Here is a 20,815-nt window from a genome sequence, read left to right as displayed (position 1 = left end):
AAGAAAAGGAGCCAGAATGGCGATTGAAAATTATATGCCAGACTTTGCTGTGGAAGCAGTTTATGATCTGACAGTCCCAAGCCTGCAAGCGCATGGTATCAAGGCTGTTTTGGTCGATTTGGACAATACCCTCATTGCTTGGAACAACCCTGATGGGACGCCAGAGATGAAACAATGGCTACATGATCTTCGGGACGCGGGTATTCGCATCATCGTGGTCTCAAATAACACTAAAAAACGAGTCCAACGAGCAGTTGAAAAGTTTGGAATTGATTACATTTATTGGGCCTTGAAACCTTTCACATTTGGGATTGACCGTGCCATGAAGGAATTCCACTATGAGAAAAATGAAGTGGTCATGGTCGGCGACCAGCTCATGACGGATATACGAGCAGCCCACCGTGCAGGTATTCGCTCGATCTTAGTCAAACCCTTGGTCCAACATGACTCTATCAAAACGCAAATCAACCGGGCTCGCGAGCGCCGTGTTATGCGAAAAATCACTGAAAAGTACGGACCGATTACATATAAAAAAGGAATTTAACTATGGAAGAAATTCTCTGTATTGGTTGTGGAGCAACCATTCAGACGGCAGACAAGGCTGGTCTTGGTTTCACTCCCCAGTCGGCACTTGAAAAAGGTTTGGAGACAGGCGAAGTTTATTGCCAACGCTGTTTCCGTCTTCGTCATTACAATGAAATCACAGATGTCCAGTTGACGGACGACGACTTCCTCAAGCTCTTGCACGAGGTGGGAGACAGTGATGCCTTGGTGGTCAATGTCATTGATATTTTTGATTTTAATGGCTCTGTCATCCCTGGCTTGCCACGCTTTGTATCGGGCAATGATGTCCTCTTGGTTGGAAATAAGAAAGATATCCTGCCCAAGTCTGTTAAACCGGGCAAGATTAGCCAGTGGCTGATGGAGCGTGCCCACGAAGAAGGACTTCGTCCAGTGGATGTCGTCCTGACTTCAGCACAGAATAAGCATGCTATTAAGGAAGTCATTGACAAGATTGAACACTACCGTAAGGGCCGCGATGTCTACGTAGTTGGGGTAACCAACGTTGGAAAATCAACCCTTATCAACGCTATTATCCAAGAAATCACAGGTGACCAGAATGTCATCACGACTTCGCGTTTCCCGGGGACAACCTTGGATAAGATTGAAATCCCACTTGATGACGGATCTTATATCTACGATACACCGGGAATCATTCACCGCCACCAGATGGCCCACTACTTGACGGCCAAAAACCTCAAGTATGTCAGCCCTAAAAAGGAAATCAAGCCCAAAACCTATCAGCTTAACCCTGAACAAACCCTGTTTCTAGGTGGTCTCGGACGCTTTGACTTCATATCAGGAGAAAAGCAAGGATTCACAGCTTTCTTTGACAACGAACTCAAACTCCACCGTACCAAGCTAGAAGGCGCTAGTGCCTTTTATGACAAGCACCTGGGAATCCTTTTGACACCACCAAATAGCAAAGAAAAAGAAGATTTTCCAAAACTAGTCCAACATGTATTTACCATCAAGGACAAGACAGACCTAGTCATTTCAGGCCTAGGCTGGATCCGCGTAACAGGCACCGCCAAAGTTGCTATCTGGGCACCAGAAGGCGTCGCCGTCGTCACACGAAAAGCAATCATTTAAATACAGAAAGGAAAGAGTTGTCTGGATTCGGGCGAGCTCTGCGAGCCCATAACGAATACTTTTCGCCGTGGTGTCAGTTGGTACAAGGAGTTGTACCAACTGCGGAAAATTTGAGACCTTAGGCTCAAATTTTAGTCATGAAAGTCCGAAGGACTTTGCTGACGTCCGTCACCACTTCAGAAAAGTATTAAAAGAAACTCTTTTAAAGAAATTATGTCATTAACATCAAAACAACGTGCCTTCCTCAACAGCCAGGCACATACCCTCAAACCCATCATCCAAATCGGGAAAAATGGACTCAACGACCAAATCAAAACCAGCGTCCGTCAAGCCCTTGACGCCCGCGAATTGATTAAAGTTACGCTCTTGCAAAACACAGATGAAAACATCCACGAAGTAGCTGAAATCTTGGAAGAAGAAATCGGTGTGGATACTGTCCAAAAAATCGGACGCATCTTGATTTTGTTTAAACAATCCAGCAAGAAAGAAAATCGCAAGATTTCCAAGAAAGTCAAAGAAATCTAAAACCTACTCCAAACAACTGTTTTTACAGAGAATTAAAGGAAGACGAGCCTATGGCAATCGAATTATTGACTCCCTTTACCAAGGTAGAGTTGGAGCCAGAAATCAAGGAGAAAAAACGCAAACAAGTCGGGATTTTAGGGGGGAATTTTAACCCTGTTCACAATGCCCATCTTGTTGTGGCGGACCAAGTACGACAACAGTTAGGACTGGACCAGGTCCTGCTTATGCCCGAATACCAACCACCTCATGTGGATAAAAAGGAAACCATCCCCGAGCACCACCGTCTCAAGATGCTTGAGTTGGCGATTGAGGGGATTGAAGGCTTAGCCATTGAAACTATTGAGCTGGAGCGCAAGGGCATTTCCTACACCTACGACACTATGAAGATTTTGACAGAGCAACATCCAGATACGGATTATTACTTCATTATCGGGGCTGATATGGTGGACTATCTGCCTAAATGGTACCGAATTGATGAGCTGGTCGACATGGTTCAGTTTGTTGGAGTTCAGCGCCCGCGCTACAAGGCAGGGACTTCCTATCCAGTTATCTGGGTGGATGTGCCTCTCATGGACATCTCGTCCAGCATGGTGCGTGACTTCATTGCCCAAGGTCGGAAACCCAACTTTCTCCTACCTCAGCCAGTGCTAGACTACATAGAGAAGGAGGGGCTTTACTGATGGCCTATCAAGACTATATCAACTGTTCCCGAGAGGCTTTGTTGGAAAGAATGGCAGAGCTTCTACCTGAAAAACGCTTAACCCATTGTTTGGGTGTGGAGCGTGCAGCCATAGAACTGGCCCAGCGATTCGGTGTGGATACTGAGAAAGCAGGTCTTGCAGGCCTTCTTCATGACTATGCTAAAAAGCTGTCAGATCAGGAATTTCTGGATTTGATTGACCGTTACCAGCTAGATTCTGATCTCAAAAACTGGAGCAATAATGTCTGGCATGGCATGGTTGGAATTTACAAGATTCAGGAGGACTTGGATTTGCAAGACTCTGAAATCCTGCGAGCTATTGAAATCCATACAGTCGGAGCTGGTCAGATGACCGATCTAGACAAAGTCATCTACGTCGCAGATTATATCGAGCACAATCGTGCCTTTCCTGGAGTGGACGAGGCACGTGAGATTGCTGTGCTATCGCTCAATAAGGCAGTGGCCTACGAAACAGCTCGTACCGTGGAGCATCTAGCTCATCAGGGATTTCCCATCTATCCCCAAACCCTTGAAACCTATAACGCCTTTGTACACTATTTGAAAGAGGACTAAATGAACGAAAAAGAATTACTAGAACTAGTCGTGAAAGCGGCTGATGAGAAACGTGCGGAGGATATTCTCGCACTTGACGTACAAGATTTGACTAGCGTGACGGACTACTTTGTCATCACGAGCTCGATGAATAGCCGTCAGTTGGACGCTATCGCAGATAATATCCGTGAAAAAGTAGCGGAAGCAGGCTTTAAAGGCAGTCATGTTGAAGGTGATGCAGCTGGAGGATGGGTTTTGTTGGACCTCGGCGGTGTTGTTGTGCATATCTTCTCAGAAGAAATGCGTGCCCATTATAACCTAGAAAAACTATGGCATGAGGCGAGCTCAATAGACATTTCAGAAGCCTTAGCATAGTAGATGAACTCAGTTGCAGGCAACTGGGTTTCTTTGCTTATTTTAGAAAAAATTGATAGAAAGGTGAGGGCGTCGTGTTTGGTTGATCTTGAAACTGAACACGAGCTAAAAGCTGTGAGAAAAAGAGGAACTTCCTTTGTATCTGACGCTACGTCGGTAAGATTCCTATTTTCTCTTAGCTTTTAACGCTCTTTGTATCTTAGAAAGGATTTGAACCCGTCCTGTAATCGTCGGAAAATAGATAGCCTTCCTTGGAGCTCGGCTCCATCGTCAAGCTCCTAATTTTCATTCCGATTACGGGCGGACTTGGTATCATGAATATGGCGACTTATGAAACCTTTGCGGCAGTCTATGATGCGGTCATGGATGACAGTTTATACGATAAATGGACGGATTTTTCTCTGCGTCATTTGCCTAAGACCAAGGAGAGAAAGAAGCTTTTGGAATTGGCTTGTGGGACAGGTATCCAGTCTGTGCGCTTTTCTCAAGCAGGCTTTGATGTGACGGGGCTTGACTTGAGCGCAGATATGCTGAAGATTGCGGAGAAGAGAGCTGCTTCAGCCAAGCAAAAGATTGATTTTATTGAAGGCAACATGCTGGATTTGTCCAAAGCAGGGAAATATGATTTTGTTACTTGTTATTCGGACTCGATCTGTTACATGCAGGATGAGGTGGAAGTAGGAGACGTCTTTAAGGAAGTGTATAATGCCCTCAATGAAGACGGAGTATTTATCTTTGATGTACATTCGACCTACCAGACAGATGAAGTTTTTCCAGGCTATTCTTACCATGAAAATGCGGAAGATTTTGCCATGCTTTGGGACACCTATGAGGACGAAGCTCCTCACTCCATCGTGCATGAGTTGACTTTCTTTATCAAGGAGGCTGACGGTTCCTTTAGTCGTCACGATGAAGTGCATGAGGAGCGGACTTATGAGGTTTTGACCTATGATATTTTGCTGGAGCAGGCTGGTTTCAAGTCCTTCAAACTCTTTGCGGACTTTGAGGACAAGGAGCCGACAGAAACCAGCACCCGTTGGTTTTTTGTCGCGCAGAAGTAGGAGAATATCATGACCATCACAGGTATTATCGCGGAGTTTAATCCTTTTCATAATGGGCATAAATACCTGCTGGATCAGGCGAAGGGACTGAAAATCGTTGCCATGTCTGGAAATTTCATGCAGCGTGGAGAGCCTGCTATCGTGGACAAGTGGACACGGGCCCAGATGGCGCTGGAAAATGGAGCGGATCTGGTAGTGGAATTGCCCTTTTTAGTCAGTGTTCAGGCAGCAGATTTCTTCGGTCAAGGAGCCGTGGATATCTTGGCTCGCTTGGGCATTGATACCCTAGCCTTTGGGACAGAGGAAGTTCTGGATTATCAAAAGATATCTGACTTATACACAGAGCAAGGTACTGAGATGGAGAAATTTGTGGAAAATCTGCCTGATTCCCTCTCCTATCCCCAGAAAACTCAAGCTATGTGGAAGGAATTTGCAGGCCTTGATTTTTCTGGCAATACGCCCAATCATGTTCTAGCTTTGGCCTATGCCAAGGCGGTTGCGGGACGTAGAATCAAACTCCATCCGATTCAGCGTCAGGGAGCGGGTTATCATTCTGTGGACAAGGATGTGGACTTTGCCTCGGCGACAGCCCTTCGTCAGCATCAATCAGACCAAGGTTTCTTAGAACGCTTTATGCCTTCTGTTGCTCTCTTTGAACAGGCCAGTAAGGTAAGCTGGGATGACTATTTTCCATTTCTCCGCTATCAAATCTTGTCAAATCCAGAACTAACGACCATCTATCAGGTCAATCAAGAAATGGCTGTGCGCATCAAGGAAGTTATCAAAACAGCCCAGTCTGTTGACGAATTGGTCGAGACAGTTGCCACCAAGCGTTATACCAAGGCGCGTGTCAGACGCCTCTTGACCTATATTTTGGTGCAGGCCAGAGAAAGCGACTTGCCAGAAGCCATTCATGTCCTTGGATTTACCGAGAAAGGCAGACAACACCTCAAGTCTCTGAAAGGGCAGGTCCATCTAGTCAGTCGAATTGGCAAAGAACCTTGGGATGCTATGACTCAAAAGGCAGACCAGATTTACCAACTAGGACACCCAAGTATCGCAGAGCAGAATTTTGGCAGAGTGCCTATCAAAATCGAATCAAACTAAGTCTACTGAAAGGTAGGCTTTTTTAGAAGATTTTCGAATAAATAGATGGAAAAGAAAAATCTTGTACAAGTTCCTGACAATTTCTTTCTTTTTGTGTATAATAGTGGAAAAGAGGTAAAACGAGGTATGGTTATGGAAGCAGTTCTTTACTCAACATTCCGAAATCATTTAAAGGACTACATGAAAAAGGTAAACGATGAGTTTGAGCCTTTAACGGTGGTCAATAAAAATCCAGATGAGGATATTGTAGTCCTTTCAAAGAGCGAGTGGGATAGTATTCAGGAAACCCTGAGAATCGCTCAAAATAAGGAACTTTCTGACAAGGTCTTGCGAGGAATGGCTCAAGTTCGTGCTAGAAGCACTCAGGTGCATGTGATTGAGGAGTGAGGAATGCTGCTCAAATTTACAGAAGATGCCCGGGCGGATTATTGCTATTGGCAAAACCAAGATAAGAAAACATTAAAAAGAATCAATAAATTAATCAAGGATATTCAACGCGATCCTTTTGTAGGAATGGGGAAACCAGAACCACTCAAGTATGACTATCAAGGAGCTTGGTCGCGGCGCATTGATGCAGAAAATCGCTTGATTTATATGATGGATGGAGATAGCGTGGCTTTCTTATCCTTTAAAGATTATTACTAAGTCTATTGAAAGGTAGGCTTTTTTATTTTAGAAATTTTAGATAGTCAATTGAAGATAAAGTTTTTTGGAAAATGATAGATTTCCTAAGTTAGAAAATCAGTGAAAAATTATTAGTATAATAATTAGATTCTTGTCCCTTGAATCCGCTTTATAACTCTTATTTTGTGGTATAATGAAGAGAATTGTTAATATTAAAAACAGGGGAAGCAAATGTCTAATTTCAAAGAAAAACTACCGCTATTCCAGTCGAACGATGTTCAGATTTCAAATGTAGTCAATGCAGTTTGGTCGATTGCCAATACCTTACGTGGGGCTTACCGTGCAGATAAGTATCGAGATGTCATCATTCCGATGTTTGTCTTGACTCGCTTAGAAGCTGCTTTATTGCCAACGAAAGATGAAGTAGTTGCACTTTATAAGTCAAATCCCAATACGCCTGAAAAAGTTCTTGAGAATAAATCTGGCTACAAATACTATAATACCAGTTCTTTCACGCTAGAAAATCTCCAAAATGATCCTAATGCGATAGAAGAAAATTTCATCGACTACCTAGATGGTTATTCTTGTCGTGTGAAGGACATTATCGAAAACCTTAAGTTTAAAGAGCAGGTCCGCACACTTGCACAGTCTGGACGTCTTTTTACAGTGATTAAGAAATTTTCTCAGATTGATTTATCGCCAAGTTCTGTTGACTCTATGGTGATGGGCTATATGTTCGAGGATATTATCCGCCGTTTTTCTGAAAATGAGGAAGCAGGTTCCCACTATACGCCTCGTGAAGTAATTGCTCTAATGGTCAATCTTCTCTTGATCGAAGCCGATGAAGAATTATTTGTCGATAAAAAAGAGTTGAAAATCTTAGATATGGCTGCTGGGACAGGTGGTATGCTAGCGACAGCCAAAAGTTATATCCGTAAGCTCGATACAGGGGCAACTGTCCGTCTTTTTGGTCAGGAAGTTTTACCTGAGACTTTCGGGATTGGTCAAGCGGATATGTTGATTCGTCAGGAAGACTCGGACTATTTCGTGAAGACCGATACCTTAAAAGATCCGGATCCATTCCCAGATAAGAAGATGAGTTTTGTCATTGCCAATCCTCCTTTTGGTCAATCCTGGGGCGGGAAAGATGCAGATGATGGCGTAGAAGACGCAGTTAAAAGAGACCATAATCTCTTTGAGAGTACAGAAGGTCAACAAGGACGTTTTGTAGCGACTCCGGGAACTGGCGATGCCCAACTGCTTTTTCATCTTCATGCGTTAGCGAAATTAGAAGAAAATGGTCGAGCTGCTATCATCTCAAATGGTTCCCCTCTCTTTTCTGGAGGTACTTCATCTGGGGAAAGTCAGATCCGCCGTTACATCCTTGAGAATGACTTGTTGGAAGCTATTATTGCCCTTCCAGGACAGTTTTTCTACAATACAGGGATTGGAATTTATATCTGGATTTACAATAAAAATAAATCTCCTGAGCGTCAAAACAAGGTCCAGTTTATCGATGCGACAGAGGAGTTTGTCCCTTTGCGTAAGTCACTTGGACAAAAACGTCGTGAGTTGTCTCAAGACAATATCCGCCAGATCCTCCAATGGTATGATGATTTCAAAGAAAATGACCATGTGAAAATCTTTGATAAGGAAGAGTTTCTTTACCGAGAATATACAGTCATGCAACCTCTGCAACGTCGTGGCTGGATTACTGAAGAAACCATTGAAAAGGCAAAAAGCGTTCCTTTCCTAGCTAAACTGTTTGACGAATACCAGTTTCAAGAATTGCTAGAGATGGAACCACGCTCAGCCAAGGATGAGAAGAAATTACAAGACTTTGAAGCTGGGAAGGCCAAGCAAGAAGCTATCTTAGATGCTCTTCGTGAGGGAATTACAGATGACAGTTATCCTAACTTTGAAAGCTTTGTCCAAGTCATTAAGGACTTGTTGGGAGACATCAAGGTAACGCCTGCCAACATAAATGCTTTAGCTTTGGCTATGAGTGAAATGGACAAGACGGCAGAAGTCATCCGTACTAAGAAGAAGGACAAGCCAAATGAGATTGCTGGAGGGATTGTCTATGATAAGACCACCAAGGACAGTGAAATCGTCAAACTGACAGAGGATGTGGAAGACTACTTTGCTCGTGAGGTCTATCCCCATGTACCTGACGCCCACTACTGGTTTGATGAAGAAAAGGGCTATGGAGCCGAGATTCCTTTTACCCGCTATTTCTATAAATACCAAGCACCAGAAAGTGCAGAGAAGCTTTTGGAAGAGTTCTATGACCTAGAAGCAGAGCTACAGACTCTCTTGGAGGAACTAAAACATGACTAGGATGAAAGAGAGTGGCATCGACTGGATCGGACAGATACCAGAAGAGTGGGAGATGTCTAAAATAAGATATTTAGTAGCTACTAGAAGTGAAAAAAGAATAACAGACTCTTCTGTACCTTATATAGGACTAGAAAATATAGAAAGTCAAACTGGGAAATTTGTTGAAACAAAATGCCTAGAGCAAGTTGGGAATATATAAAAAATATGAAAATTACTTTTCCATCAAGTCTTGTTGAGCAACAAAAAATTGCTAATCTTTTGTATGAAAAAACCGCTCAAATTGATAACCTTATACAAATCAAGAATCAGCAAATTAAAAATATTAACAAACAACGACAAACTCTTATTTATGATTATGTGACAGGGAAGAGGAGGGTGTAATGGATACAGAAATAGGAGAATATAGTTATTCCATTCGATGGATTTTTGAGGATTCTAAAAAACATGAGTTAGATGCTAAGACACTATTAAAATCTGAACAAAATTTAGCTGATTTTTTATATGAAATAACCAATCAATTTGGTCTCTCAATTGAAATTAGAGCATTGGCGAGAGATAAAGGCAGTTTTAAATCGGAGTTTAAAATTTTATGGAAAAAGAATCTAGACAAAATTTTTATAGCTGGTATTACGTCTATTATTTCAATAAGTCTTACTGCTTTTTTTCAACAAGTTCAAGAACCTAAAAGTACAACGTTAGATCGTGAAAAATTAGTACTTGATTTACAAGAAAAAATAAATAAGGGAGATCTGACACTAGAACAGGCAAAGACATACATTGAAGAATTTTCTAGCCTTGCTAAGTACAAAAATGCTTTTTTTAAAGCAAATAAAATTGATAAAGAGATTTCAGAAATCGAGATAACACAAGAAGGGCAAGTAACCAGTAATATAGGTAGTGGCGAATTTAATAATTACATTTCTAATAACCAGACTAGTGAGACAGTTATTTACGATGCTAAAGTTTATATTATATCTCCTGTGTTAGTAGCTGGTGTAACAGAAAAGTGGACAGGTGAGTATGAAGGGGATAAAATACGTTTTAGTATCAAGGACAAGGATTTTTTAGAAAAATCACAAAACAAAGTTATCTCGTTCAACACAGGTTTTTTCATAAGATGTAAATTACGAAAGATTGATAAAAGTATTGCTGGTAAGGAGCAGTGTGCATGGGAAGTTCTGGAAGTTACTCATTATGCTGTAGATGATGAACATGTCGTCGAATTTGAACACCGTATAAAATCTAAGAATAAAGAAATTTCTGGTCAAATGACCTTATTTGACTGATAGAAATTTGATTGGAATGTATCGAATAATATAATTTTAAAATCAAGAAAGTGAGAAACTATGGCAAATTTGGGCTTGAAGGAGCGCTATGATTTCCAGCAGTGGATTATCAAAGACTTGAAAGATAAGAATGGCTATATTCAGCGGGATAATGCTCAGTACAATCCTCGATTAGCCATGGATGAGGAACTCCTATGGGATTTTCTGATGGAGACTCAGGAAGAGACCGTGGATTATCTCCTTAAAAAACTGAGCAAGGAGACGATTATCACTCTTATCAATAAGGAAATCGTCAAGGGTGGTTTTTTGTTCGCCTTAAAAGAGGGAGTCTTTATTGAAAACAAGCAACTGCGCCTCCTCTATCGTAAACCAGCTACTAGTTTTAATGAAAAAGCTGTTCAGCAATATAATGCCAATCGTTTGTCGGTAATTGAGGAAGTGGTTTATGAAGAGGGTGGCCGCATTGACCTTGTTATCTTTATCAATGGGTTAGCGCTATTTGCTATCGAGCTCAAGTTTAATCCTAGTGGTCAGTCAGTTCAGGATGCCATCAAACAACTCAAAGGTCGCAATCCTAATAATCGTCTCTTTCGTTTTGAGCAGGGAGTCTTAGCTTCCTTTGTTGTAGATACTATGGAAATCTACATGACAACTCAGTTAAAGGGTCAAGAAACCTACTTCCTTCCCTTTAATATGGGGAAAGGGGAAGGTATTGATATGGGGAGTGGCAATCCTCACAACCCTAATGGTGTAGATACAGAGTACTTGTGGCTTGATGTATTGACCAAGGATAGTATTCTTCAGCTGATTGAAAGTTTTATCTTCTTTGAGCTTGATAAGAATGATGCTAAAAAGAGAACACTAATTTTTCCTAGGTACCATCAGCGTAGAGCTGTTAGTCGTCTCCTAGAAGACATGAAAGTCAACCATACTGATAGTAATTATCTGATTCAGCATTCGGCTGGTTCTGGTAAAACCAATACCATAGCATGGTTAGCTCATAGTCTGGTTTCACTTCATGATGACCAAAATAGAAATATCGTCGATACAGTTTTAATTGTCACAGACCGTATAGTAGTAGACCGTCAGTTACAAGATGCTGTTAGACAGATTGACCATAAGAACGGTGTTGTGAAGGTGATGGGTGATCGTGAGACATCTAGTGATTTAGCTGATGCCATTGCTGGGAACACAAAGATCATTGCAACGACTATCCATAAGTTTGCCCAAATCAACCAATCCAACTGGATGTCTGTAGGGAATACTGCGAAAAAGAAATTTGCCATCCTGATTGATGAAGCCCATAGTTCAACGACAGGCTCCTACATGAGTTCAGTTAGTCAGGTCTTGACTGAAACGGATACGGAGGATGGAACTATTGATGAGATTCAGGAAGTGACAGTTGCGGATGCCATTGAGCAGGAGATTGCGCGTACAGGAAAGCAAGACAATGTTTCAATCATTGCTTTTACGGCAACTCCTAAGGCAACTACCCTACAGTTGTTTGGTACAACACAGCCCGATGGCTCTAAAGCCCCTTTTGATGTCTACAGTATGAAGCAAGCTATAGAGGAAGGTTTTATCCTAGATGTCTTAGATAACTATACGACTTATAAAACCTACTACCAACTTAATAAAGTAGTAGAAGAAGATCCTGAACTAAAAACTACGCTTGCTAAGCGTAAGATTGCTAAATTCGTGGAATTATCTGATGAGAATATCAATCAAAAGGTTGAAATTATCATGGACCATTTTATCAGTCATGATATTATGGCAGAGTTGGGTGGTCAAGGAAAAGCCATGCTTGTGACATCTGGTCGTGAAGTGGCGGTCAAGTACCAGTTGGCTTTTGAAAAATACTTTAAAGATCACAGTATCACCAGCATTGGTACCTTGATTGCTTTTTCTGGTAAGGTTGATTATCTAGGGAGAGAGTTCTCGGAATCTCAAATGAATCAGTTTAAGGAAGAGCATTTAAAAGAACGTTTTGATACTGATGCTTATCAGGTGTTGATAGTTGCGAACAAGTATCAGACTGGTTTTGACCAACCTAAGTTGGTTGCCATGTATGTGGATAAAAAATTGCGTAGTGTGGCTGCGGTGCAAACGTTGTCGCGCCTGAATCGGATCTTTAGAGGCTATAACAAGAAAACATTTATCCTTGATTTTAAAAATACCTACGACGATATTCGCTCAGCCTTTGCTCCCTACTATCGAGAGACGATTTTAGCTGATACCATTGCTCCTAGTGATGTCTTAAAGTTGGATCGTAAAATTGATGAATATGGTATTCTGGACAGCGAAGAGGTTCAAGAGTTTAATCAATTTTTATATCAAGAAAAACGTTCAAGTAGAGAAAAACAAAAGATGGTCGCTTTGTTGAATAAAGGTTATGATAGAGTGAAACGCTTTGATGAAAAAGAACAATTGTCTATTCGAAAGGTTATTCGCGGTTTTCTTCGGATGTATACTTTCTTGATTCAGGCAACGGCTTATCAAAATGAGGTTTTACACGAACGATATAACTATCTTCAAAGTCTTGTTAAGATGATTGATGTTCGTTTAGGAGGAAATGATTTTACAATTGCAGATAAGATTGTCGTTGATTATATGAAACATAAGCAAACAGGTTCTTTCAGGGCAGTTTCTGAATTAGAATATCAGCCTGAATTAACTCTTCCTAAACCAAGTTTGAGCGATGTTACTGGAGATCAAGAAAAACATTTATCTGAAATCTTAGACGAAATGAACGAACAGTTAAATTTGAACATTGACCAGCAAGTTGGCTTAAGTGGAGCTGTTTCGATTCGTGAATTGATGAAAAAGAATCCAAGGCTTAAACAATCTGCGCGTGTTAATTCTAGGGATGATTTCGTATTTGCCTTTGAAGAAGAAATTGACAATGTCTTGATAGAAGGGTACTCTCAGAGTCAGGATTTGTATGGTGCTCTATTAAATAATGATTCGTTCAAGAAGAGAGTAGCAAATATATTTTTTGATGATGTGTATAAAAGTTTGAAGGGATCCGAAGAATTGTAGTCCTAAAATTCACACAAAACTCTTCAATTTGGGTTTGTGAAAATCGGTTTTTTATGATAGAATATTAAGGAATGTATGTCATTCGATAAACAAATTTAATGAGGTAAAAACATGGAAATCATGACACTTGCGATTGCTGTTTTTGCCGTCATCATTGGTTTAGTCATTGGATATGTCAGCATCTCAGCTAAGATGAAATCATCTCAAGAGGCTGCAGAGTTGATGCTTCTAAATGCTGAACAAGAAGCAACTAATTTACGAGGACAAGCTGAGCGCGAAGCGGATTTATTGCTAAATGAAGCCAAGAGCGAAAGCAAGTCTCTTAAAAAAGAAGCACTATTGGAGGCCAAAGAGGAAGCCAGAAAATACCGTGAAGAAGTGGACGCTGAATTTAAGTCAGAACGTCAGGAGCTCAAGCAAATTGAAAGTCGTTTGACGGAGAGAGCTGCGAGCCTTGACCGTAAGGACGACAATTTGACGAACAAAGAAAAAACACTTGAACAAAAAGAACAAAGTATTTCTGATAGAGCAAAAAACCTTGATGCACGTGAAGAGCAATTAGAGGAAGTCGAAAGACAAAAAGAAGCTGAACTTGAACGTATCGGCTCCCTTTCCCAAACTGAGGCTCGAGATATTATCTTGGCTCAGACAGAGGAAAACTTAACCAAGGAAATTGCTAGCCGCATTCGTGAGGCAGAGCAAGAAGTCAAGGAACGTTCAGACAAGATTGCGAAAGATATCTTGGTTCAGGCTATGCAGCGTATCGCTGGTGACTATGTAGCAGAGTCAACAAACTCGACAGTTCACCTACCAGATGATACCATGAAGGGACGCATTATCGGACGCGAAGGTCGAAACATTCGTACCTTTGAAAGTTTGACAGGGGTAGATGTCATCATTGACGACACGCCAGAAGTGGTAACCTTGTCAGGATTTGATCCGATTCGTCGTGAAATTGCTCGTATGACCATGGAAATGTTGCTCAAGGATGGTCGCATCCACCCAGCTCGTATCGAGGAGTTGGTGGAGAAAAACCGTCAGGAGATTGACAATAAAATCCGTGAATATGGTGAGGCTGCTGCCTATGAGATTGGTGCGCCAAACCTCCATCCGGACTTGATGAAGATTATGGGACGCTTGCAGTTCCGTACTTCATACGGACAAAATGTCTTGCGTCATTCGATTGAGGTTGCTAAGTTATCTGGTATCATCGCCAGTGAACTTGGTGAAAATGCAGCTCTTGCCCGTCGTGCTGGATTCCTTCACGACATCGGGAAAGCTATTGACCGCGAGGTTGAAGGTAGCCACGTTGAGATTGGTACAGAGTTGGCACGCAAGTACAAGGAACACCCAGTTGTGGTGAATACCATTGCTAGCCACCACGGCGATGTGGAAGCCGAAAGCGTCATTGCAGTGATCGTTGCTGCAGCAGATGCCTTGAGTGCAGCGCGTCCAGGTGCTCGTAGTGAATCTCTTGAAAGCTACATCAAGCGTCTCCATGATTTGGAAGAAATCGCCAATGGCTTTGAAGGAGTGCAAAATAGTTTTGCCCTTCAAGCAGGACGTGAAATCCGTATCATGGTTAATCCAGGACAAATCAAAGACGACAAAGTCACAATCTTGGCTCACAAAGTTCGTGAGAAAATTGAAAACAATCTCGATTACCCAGGAAATATCAAGGTAACCGTGATTCGCGAACTTCGTGCAGTAGATTATGCTAAATAAATAAGAAAGAGCAGTTGAAATATTACTGCTTTTTTGTTACACTAGATAGAAAGACTGTAGAAGGATAACTGACGCTATCATCAGTATCCAAGAGAAATTTCACTTTATTTCACAGACTAACTAAAGGAGACATAATGGCAGACCGAGGCTTGCTAATCGTTTTTTCTGGTCCTTCAGGAGTTGGGAAAGGAACGGTTAGAAGAGAGATTTTTGAGAGTTCTGAGAATCAATTTCAATACTCTGTATCGATGACGACGCGTGCGCAACGTCCTGGTGAAGTGGACGGAGTGGACTATTTCTTCCGTACTCGTGAAGAGTTTGAAGAGCTGATCCGTCAAGGTCAGATGTTGGAATATGCAGAATATGTCGGTAACTACTATGGAACTCCGCTGACCTATGTCAACGAAACCCTAGACAAGGGAATCGATGTCTTTCTTGAGATTGAAGTCCAAGGAGCACTTCAGGTTAAGAAAAAGGTTCCAGATGCTGTTTTTATCTTTTTAACGCCACCAGATTTGGATGAATTGCAAGACCGCTTGGTAGGTCGTGGAACAGATAGTGCAGAAGTGATTGCCCAACGAATCGAAAAAGCCAAGGAAGAAATTGCTCTCATGCGTGAGTATGATTATGCCATTGTCAACGATCAGGTGCCCCTCGCTGCTGAACGTGTCAAGCGTGTGATCGAAGCAGAACACTTCCGTGTGGACCGTGTCATTGGTCACTACCAGGAGATGTTGCCAAAATCTCCAACTACTCGATAAACTATAGGAAACAGGTACAAGCAAATGATGTTAAAACCCTCTATTGATACCTTGCTAGACAAGGTACCATCAAAATATTCACTCGTAATCTTGGAAGCAAAACGTGCCCACGAACTAGAAGCAGGTGCGCCAGCGACTCAAGAGTTTAAGTCCGAAAAATCAACTCTTCGTGCTTTAGAAGAAATCGAGTCAGGAAATGTTACGATTCACCCAGATCCAGAAGGAAAACGTGAAGCGGTTCGTCTCCGTATCGAAGAAGAAAAACGCCGCAAAGAAGAAGAAGAAAAGAAAATCAAAGAGCAAATTGCTAAAGAAAAAGAAGATGGTGAAAAAATTTAAGGTTGGGGGGACTCAATCTTATTTTTTCTATTGCAAGAATTTACTGACAAGAAGGAGGTGAGAGAATGGCTATCGCAAAGATTATCGTGGATGTTCCCCTGATGCAGACGGACCAGCCCTATAGTTATAAGGTCCCAGAGGAATTTGTAGAGATGCTGGAAGTCGGTATGCGGGTCCATGTTCCTTTTGGCAAGGGCAATCGTTTGATTCAAGGGATTGTGCTAGGCTTGGAGTCCCAGTCGGATGAAGAAGCTGCCAATCAGAACTTGAAAGAGATTGCGGAAGTGCTGGATTTTTCTCCAGTATTGACTCGAGAGCAACTCTGGTTGGCTGAGGAATTACGCAAGTCCGTCTTTTCTTACAAAATCTCCATCCTAAAGGCCATGCTTCCAGGATTTTTAAACTCCAGTTATGATAAGATTCTCTATCCTCTGGAAGGTCTGAGCCAGGCAGAACGAGAGCGTCTGTTTGGTTCAGAAGATTCGCTAGCCTTTTCTTCCCTAGATTTGGCCAAGCAGGCAGAAATGATGCGCTTGACCAGGAAAGGTTTGCTCCGCTTAGAATACCAGGCAGTCGATCAAAAGAAGGTCAAGACCCAGTCTTGGTATGAGGTTGATACTACTCGACTAGAGCAGATTGAGATTTCTGCGCGTGCTAAGAAAAAGGCAGAGCTGAGAGACTATTTGCTGTCTCATCCTAAGAGTGCTCCTCTGGCTAGCTTGTTAGAATCCTACTCACGCGAGCAAGTCAACTTCCTTGTGGAACAAGGTGCTGTGTCCATAGTCCAAAAGGAAGTGCAACGCTCAGCTGCTTATTTTGAAGGCATTGAAGCCAGCCAACCTTTGGAATTGAATCCAGAACAAAGACAGGCGCGTGATGCCGTTGTCAGTGCTATTGGCAGTCAACAGCCTCCTTTCCTCCTTCAAGGAATTACAGGAAGTGGGAAGACAGAGGTTTATTTGCAGATTATCCAAGGAGCCTTGGATAAGGGTAAGACGGCTATTTTACTGGTACCTGAGATTTCTCTGACGCCACAAATGACGGAGCGGTTCATTGCTCGTTTCGGTGAGAAAGTAGCCATTCTTCACTCAGGCCTATCCAATGGTGAGAAGTACGACGAATGGCGCAAGGTTGAGCGTGGAGATGCCCAAGTTGTTGTTGGCGCTCGGTCAGCTATCTTTGCTCCTTTGAAAAATCTGGGTGTCATGATTATCGATGAAGAACATGAAGCTAGCTACAAACAAGACAGCAATCCCCGTTATCATGCCAGAGAGGTCGCCATTTTACGGGCCCAGTACAATCAAGCAGCCCTAGTCCTTGGTTCGGCAACACCGAGCTTAGAAAGCCGTGCGCGGGCTGGAAAAGGCGTCTATCAACACTTACGTCTGACCCAACGGGCCAATCCTTTAGCCACTATTCCTGAGGTTCAAGTGATTGACTTTCGGGACTATATCGGGCAGAATGAGACGTCAAACTTTACGCCCCCTTTGCTAGAAGCCATCCAAGACCGCTTGGATAAAAAAGAGCAGGTAGTCCTCATGCTCAACCGTCGGGGTTATTCTAGCTTTGTTATGTGTCGGGAGTGTGGGACGGTGGATACTTGTCCCAACTGTGACATTTCTCTGACTCTCCACATGGATACCAAGACCATGAACTGCCATTACTGTGGCTTTTCGAAGGGAATTCCTCATGTCTGTCCCAACTGTCAGAGCCGCAGTATTCGTTACTACGGGACGGGGACTCAGAAAGCTTACGATGAACTGGCAGAACTCTTTCCTCAGGCTCGCATTCTGCGGATGGATGTGGATACGACCCGCAAGAAAGGCAGTCACCAAGCTCTTCTTGACCAGTTTGGCCGAGGGGAAGCAGATATCTTGTTGGGAACTCAGATGATTGCTAAGGGCTTGGATTTTCCAAATGTGACCCTAGTCGGAGTCCTCAATGCAGATACAGCCCTGAACTTGCCTGATTTCCGTTCTTCTGAGAGAACCTTCCAGCTCTTAACTCAGGTTGCTGGTCGCGCAGGTCGTGCAGAAAAGGCTGGACAGGTCTTGATTCAGTCCTACAATCCAGAGCATTATGCCATTCGTTTTGCTAAAGACCAAGACTATGAAGGCTTTTATGCCTATGAAATGGGTATCAGACGCCAACTCGGCTATCCGCCTTATTATTTTACGATTGGGATTACCCTCTCTCACAAGAAAGAAGAAGAGGTTGTCAAACGTGCCTATGAAGTCATGGGAATTTTGCGCTCAGGTTTATCGGAAACTAGTAAAATCCTTGGACCAACGCCAAAACCCATCACCCGTACTCACAACCTTTATCATTACCAGATTTTGATTAAATACCGTTTAGAAGATGAGCTGGGACAGACTCTCAACCAGGTCTTGGCCTTGACTCAAGAACGGGAAAATAGCGAGCTTCGTCTCAGTATTGACCATGAACCGCAGCAATTTTTATAAGAAGGAGAAGAAATGACAAAACTAATCTTTATGGGGACCCCTGATTTTTCAGCGACAGTTTTGAAGGGGTTGTTATCAGATGATTGTTACGAGATTCTAGCTGTTGTGACCCAGCCAGACCGCGCTGTCGGCCGTAAAAAAGTGATCCAAGAAACTCCAGTCAAGCAGGCTGCAAAAGAAGCAGGCCTTCCTATTTACCAACCAGAAAAATTATCTGGAAGCCCAGAGCTGGAAGCCATTATGAATTTAGGAGCGGATGGGATTGTGACCGCTGCTTTTGGACAATTTCTCCCTAGTAAACTCCTTGATAGCATGGACTTTGCGGTCAATGTTCACGCCTCCCTCCTTCCCAAACACCGTGGTGGCGCGCCCATTCATTATGCCTTGATTCAAGGGGATGAGGAAGCTGGTGTGACCATTATGGAGATGGTTAAGGAAATGGATGCAGGAGACATGATTTCCCGTCGCAGTATTCCTATCACAGATGAAGACAATGTCGGCACCTTGTTTGAGAAATTAGCCATTGTTGGTCGTGATTTGCTTTTGGATACGCTACCTGGCTACCTAACAGGAGAAATCCAACCTGAACCACAGGATCCTAGTCAGGTCACTTTCTCGCCAAATATCAAACCAGAGGAAGAAAAATTGGACTGGAATAAGACTAACCGTCAACTCTTCAACCAAATACGTGGCATGAATCCATGGCCTGTTGCCCACACTTTCCTTAAAGGCGACCGCTTTAAGATTTATGAAGCCCTGCCAGTAGAAGGTCAGGGAGCTCCAGGTGAGATCCTCTCTATTGGCAAGAAACAATTAATCGTTGCAGCGGCTGAAGGAGCTCTATCTCTCAAGCAAGTGCAGCCAGCTGGTAAACCTAAGATGGATATTGCTTCCTTCCTCAACGGAGTGGGACGTACATTGACTGTAGGAGAACGATTTGGTGACTAAAGTAGAAACGGCTAGAAGTCTAGCTCTAGCAGTATTAGAGGATGTTTTTATCAACCAAGCATACTCCAATATTGCCTTAAACAAACACCTCAAGTGCAGTCACCTCTCAGCAACAGATAAGGGGTTGGTGACAGAGATTGTCTACGGTACGGTAGCCCGAAAACTGACTCTGGAATGGTACCTGTCCCACTTTATCGAAGACCGGGATAAGCTAGATAACTGGCTCTATATCCTGCTCCTTCTGAGCGCTTACCAACTTCGGTATCTGGATAAGATTCCTAATCACGCTGTTGTTAATGAAGCAGTGGAACTAGCCAAAGCGCGTAAAAAAGGCAGTGAAAAATTAGTCAACGCCGTCCTTCGTCGTATCTTGCGAGAAGGCTGGCCAGACATTGACAGTATCAAACGCAAAAACAAGCGTGATTCCATTGCCTATTCTCTCCCAGTTTGGCTCGTGTCTAAACTCAAGGAAGAATACGGTGAAGAGAGAGCACAAGCCATCTTTAAAAGTCTCTTGGTGCGCAACAAAGCTAGCATCCGGGTGACCAACTTGAGCCGAAAAGAGGAAATCAAAGCTTTGTTAGAGGCGACCGATTCCCCTTTAGCGGCCACTGGTCTGGTCAAGGAGCAAGGCCACTTTGCAGGACATGATTTGTTCGCAGAAGGGGCTATAACCATCCAAGACGAGTCCAGTCAACTGGTTGCTCCGACTCTTGATCTACAAGGCGATGAGCAGGTCCTGGATGCCTGTGCCGCTCCGGGTGGAAAAACAGCTCATATAGCTTCTTATCTCGCTACAGGTCAGGTAACTGCTCTGGACTTGTATGACCATAAGTTGGACTTGATCCAAGAAAATGCGGAGCGTTTAGGTGTGGCAGAACGAGTGCAAACGCAAAAATTGGATGCCAGAAAGGTTCATGAGTTTTTCGGTCGGGATTCTTTTGATAAGATTTTGGTAGATGCTCCCTGTTCTGGGATTGGACTTTTACGCCGCAAACCAGACATCAAATACAATAAAGAAACAGCAGATTTCACATCCTTACAGGAAATTCAGCTGGAAATATTAGGTAGTGTTTGTCAAACACTACGTAAAGGTGGTATAATAACGTATAGTACCTGTACTATTGTCTCTGAGGAGAACTTTCAAGTCGTTGAGGCGTTTTTAGAAAGTCATCCCGAGTTCGAGCAGGTTAAACTAGAACACGAATGTAAAGATATCCTGAAAGATGGCTGCATCCTGATTACTCCTGAATTGTATGGAAGTGATGGATTCTTTATCAGCCAATTTCGCAAGATATCAGAATAGGAAGGAACTGAC

The 20,815-nt window shown here is 42.8% G+C and carries 20 protein-coding genes; all 20 read left to right on the top strand.

Translation table 11 applies throughout. From position 1 onward, the window contains the following. Positions 1–16 precede the first annotated feature (16 nt). The 20 genes from V470_07645 (at position 17) to V470_07550 (ending at position 20,803) form a co-directional block, all read left to right on the top strand. Positions 17–544: an HAD family hydrolase gene (locus V470_07645; protein ID AHZ48286.1), complete on the top strand. Its 528-nt coding sequence runs from the start codon at positions 17–19 to the stop codon at positions 542–544. Positions 545–546: 2 nt separating this feature from the next. Then, complete coding sequence (locus V470_07640) at positions 547–1,653, top strand: GTPase (GenBank protein AHZ48285.1); 1,107 nt, start codon at positions 547–549, stop codon at positions 1,651–1,653. A 213-nt stretch (positions 1,654–1,866) separates the two neighbouring features. After that, positions 1,867–2,178, top strand: a complete 312-nt coding sequence (locus tag V470_07635; protein AHZ48284.1) for an RNA-binding protein — start codon at positions 1,867–1,869, stop codon at positions 2,176–2,178. 50 nt (positions 2,179–2,228) lie between these two features. Next, positions 2,229–2,858, top strand: a complete 630-nt coding sequence (gene nadD, locus V470_07630; GenBank protein ID AHZ48283.1) for a nicotinic acid mononucleotide adenylyltransferase — start codon at positions 2,229–2,231, stop codon at positions 2,856–2,858. Continuing rightward, a complete protein-coding gene (locus V470_07625; protein AHZ48282.1) occupies positions 2,858–3,451 on the top strand; it encodes an HAD superfamily hydrolase in 594 nt (197 codons plus the stop codon). The genes nadD and V470_07625 overlap by 1 nt, the downstream gene beginning before the upstream one ends. Next, positions 3,452–3,805 (top strand): ribosomal silencing factor RsfS, encoded by a 354-nt coding sequence (locus tag V470_07620; GenBank protein AHZ48281.1) that lies wholly within the window; start codon positions 3,452–3,454, stop codon positions 3,803–3,805. It abuts the gene before it with no gap. A 320-nt stretch (positions 3,806–4,125) separates the two neighbouring features. Further along, positions 4,126–4,866 (top strand): SAM-dependent methyltransferase, encoded by a 741-nt coding sequence (locus V470_07615; protein ID AHZ48280.1) that lies wholly within the window; start codon positions 4,126–4,128, stop codon positions 4,864–4,866. Between the two features lie 9 nt (positions 4,867–4,875). After that, a complete protein-coding gene (locus V470_07610; GenBank protein ID AHZ48279.1) occupies positions 4,876–5,973 on the top strand; it encodes a hypothetical protein in 1,098 nt (365 codons plus the stop codon). A gap of 126 nt (positions 5,974–6,099) precedes the next feature. Further along, on the top strand, positions 6,100–6,360 hold the full coding sequence (locus tag V470_07605) for a prevent-host-death protein (protein ID AHZ48278.2): 261 nt from the start codon (positions 6,100–6,102) through the stop codon (positions 6,358–6,360). A 3-nt stretch (positions 6,361–6,363) separates the two neighbouring features. Next, positions 6,364–6,618 (top strand): toxin YoeB, encoded by a 255-nt coding sequence (locus tag V470_07600; GenBank protein ID AHZ48277.1) that lies wholly within the window; start codon positions 6,364–6,366, stop codon positions 6,616–6,618. A gap of 210 nt (positions 6,619–6,828) precedes the next feature. Continuing rightward, entirely contained in the window at positions 6,829–8,937 is a 2,109-nt protein-coding gene (locus V470_07595) for an N-6 DNA methylase (GenBank protein ID AHZ48276.1), read from the top strand. Further along, positions 8,930–9,136 carry a hypothetical protein gene (locus tag V470_10730; GenBank protein ID AJZ74456.1) on the top strand — a complete coding sequence of 69 codons (207 nt, stop codon included), beginning with the start codon at positions 8,930–8,932 and terminating at the stop codon, positions 9,134–9,136. Before V470_07595 ends, V470_10730 begins: the two co-directional genes overlap by 8 nt. 181 nt (positions 9,137–9,317) lie before the next feature. Beyond that, positions 9,318–10,223 carry a hypothetical protein gene (locus V470_07585; protein AHZ48274.1) on the top strand — a complete coding sequence of 302 codons (906 nt, stop codon included), beginning with the start codon at positions 9,318–9,320 and terminating at the stop codon, positions 10,221–10,223. Positions 10,224–10,283: 60 nt separating this feature from the next. After that, a complete protein-coding gene (locus V470_07580) occupies positions 10,284–13,262 on the top strand; it encodes a restriction endonuclease (GenBank protein ID AHZ48273.1) in 2,979 nt (992 codons plus the stop codon). A gap of 111 nt (positions 13,263–13,373) precedes the next feature. Then, on the top strand, positions 13,374–14,987 hold the full coding sequence (locus tag V470_07575; protein AHZ48272.1) for a ribonuclease: 1,614 nt from the start codon (positions 13,374–13,376) through the stop codon (positions 14,985–14,987). 134 nt (positions 14,988–15,121) lie between these two features. Further along, positions 15,122–15,748 carry a guanylate kinase gene (locus V470_07570; protein AHZ48271.1) on the top strand — a complete coding sequence of 209 codons (627 nt, stop codon included), beginning with the start codon at positions 15,122–15,124 and terminating at the stop codon, positions 15,746–15,748. 24 nt (positions 15,749–15,772) lie between these two features. Beyond that, the gene (locus V470_07565) at positions 15,773–16,087 is read left to right on the top strand and encodes a DNA-directed RNA polymerase subunit omega (GenBank protein ID AHZ48270.1); all 315 of its coding nucleotides are present in this window, start codon (positions 15,773–15,775) and stop codon (positions 16,085–16,087) included. Positions 16,088–16,152: 65 nt separating this feature from the next. Next, complete coding sequence (locus V470_07560; GenBank protein ID AHZ48269.1) at positions 16,153–18,549, top strand: primosome assembly protein PriA; 2,397 nt, start codon at positions 16,153–16,155, stop codon at positions 18,547–18,549. A gap of 12 nt (positions 18,550–18,561) precedes the next feature. Continuing rightward, the gene (locus V470_07555; GenBank protein AHZ48268.1) at positions 18,562–19,497 is read left to right on the top strand and encodes a methionyl-tRNA formyltransferase; all 936 of its coding nucleotides are present in this window, start codon (positions 18,562–18,564) and stop codon (positions 19,495–19,497) included. Further along, a complete protein-coding gene (locus V470_07550) occupies positions 19,490–20,803 on the top strand; it encodes a 16S rRNA methyltransferase (GenBank protein AHZ48267.1) in 1,314 nt (437 codons plus the stop codon). The genes V470_07555 and V470_07550 overlap by 8 nt, the downstream gene beginning before the upstream one ends. Positions 20,804–20,815 lie beyond the last annotated feature (12 nt).

The organism is Streptococcus sp. VT 162, assembly GCA_000688775.2.
Classification (GTDB): Bacteria; Bacillota; Bacilli; order Lactobacillales; family Streptococcaceae; genus Streptococcus.
This window is presented reverse-complemented; position numbering and strand designations above follow the sequence as displayed.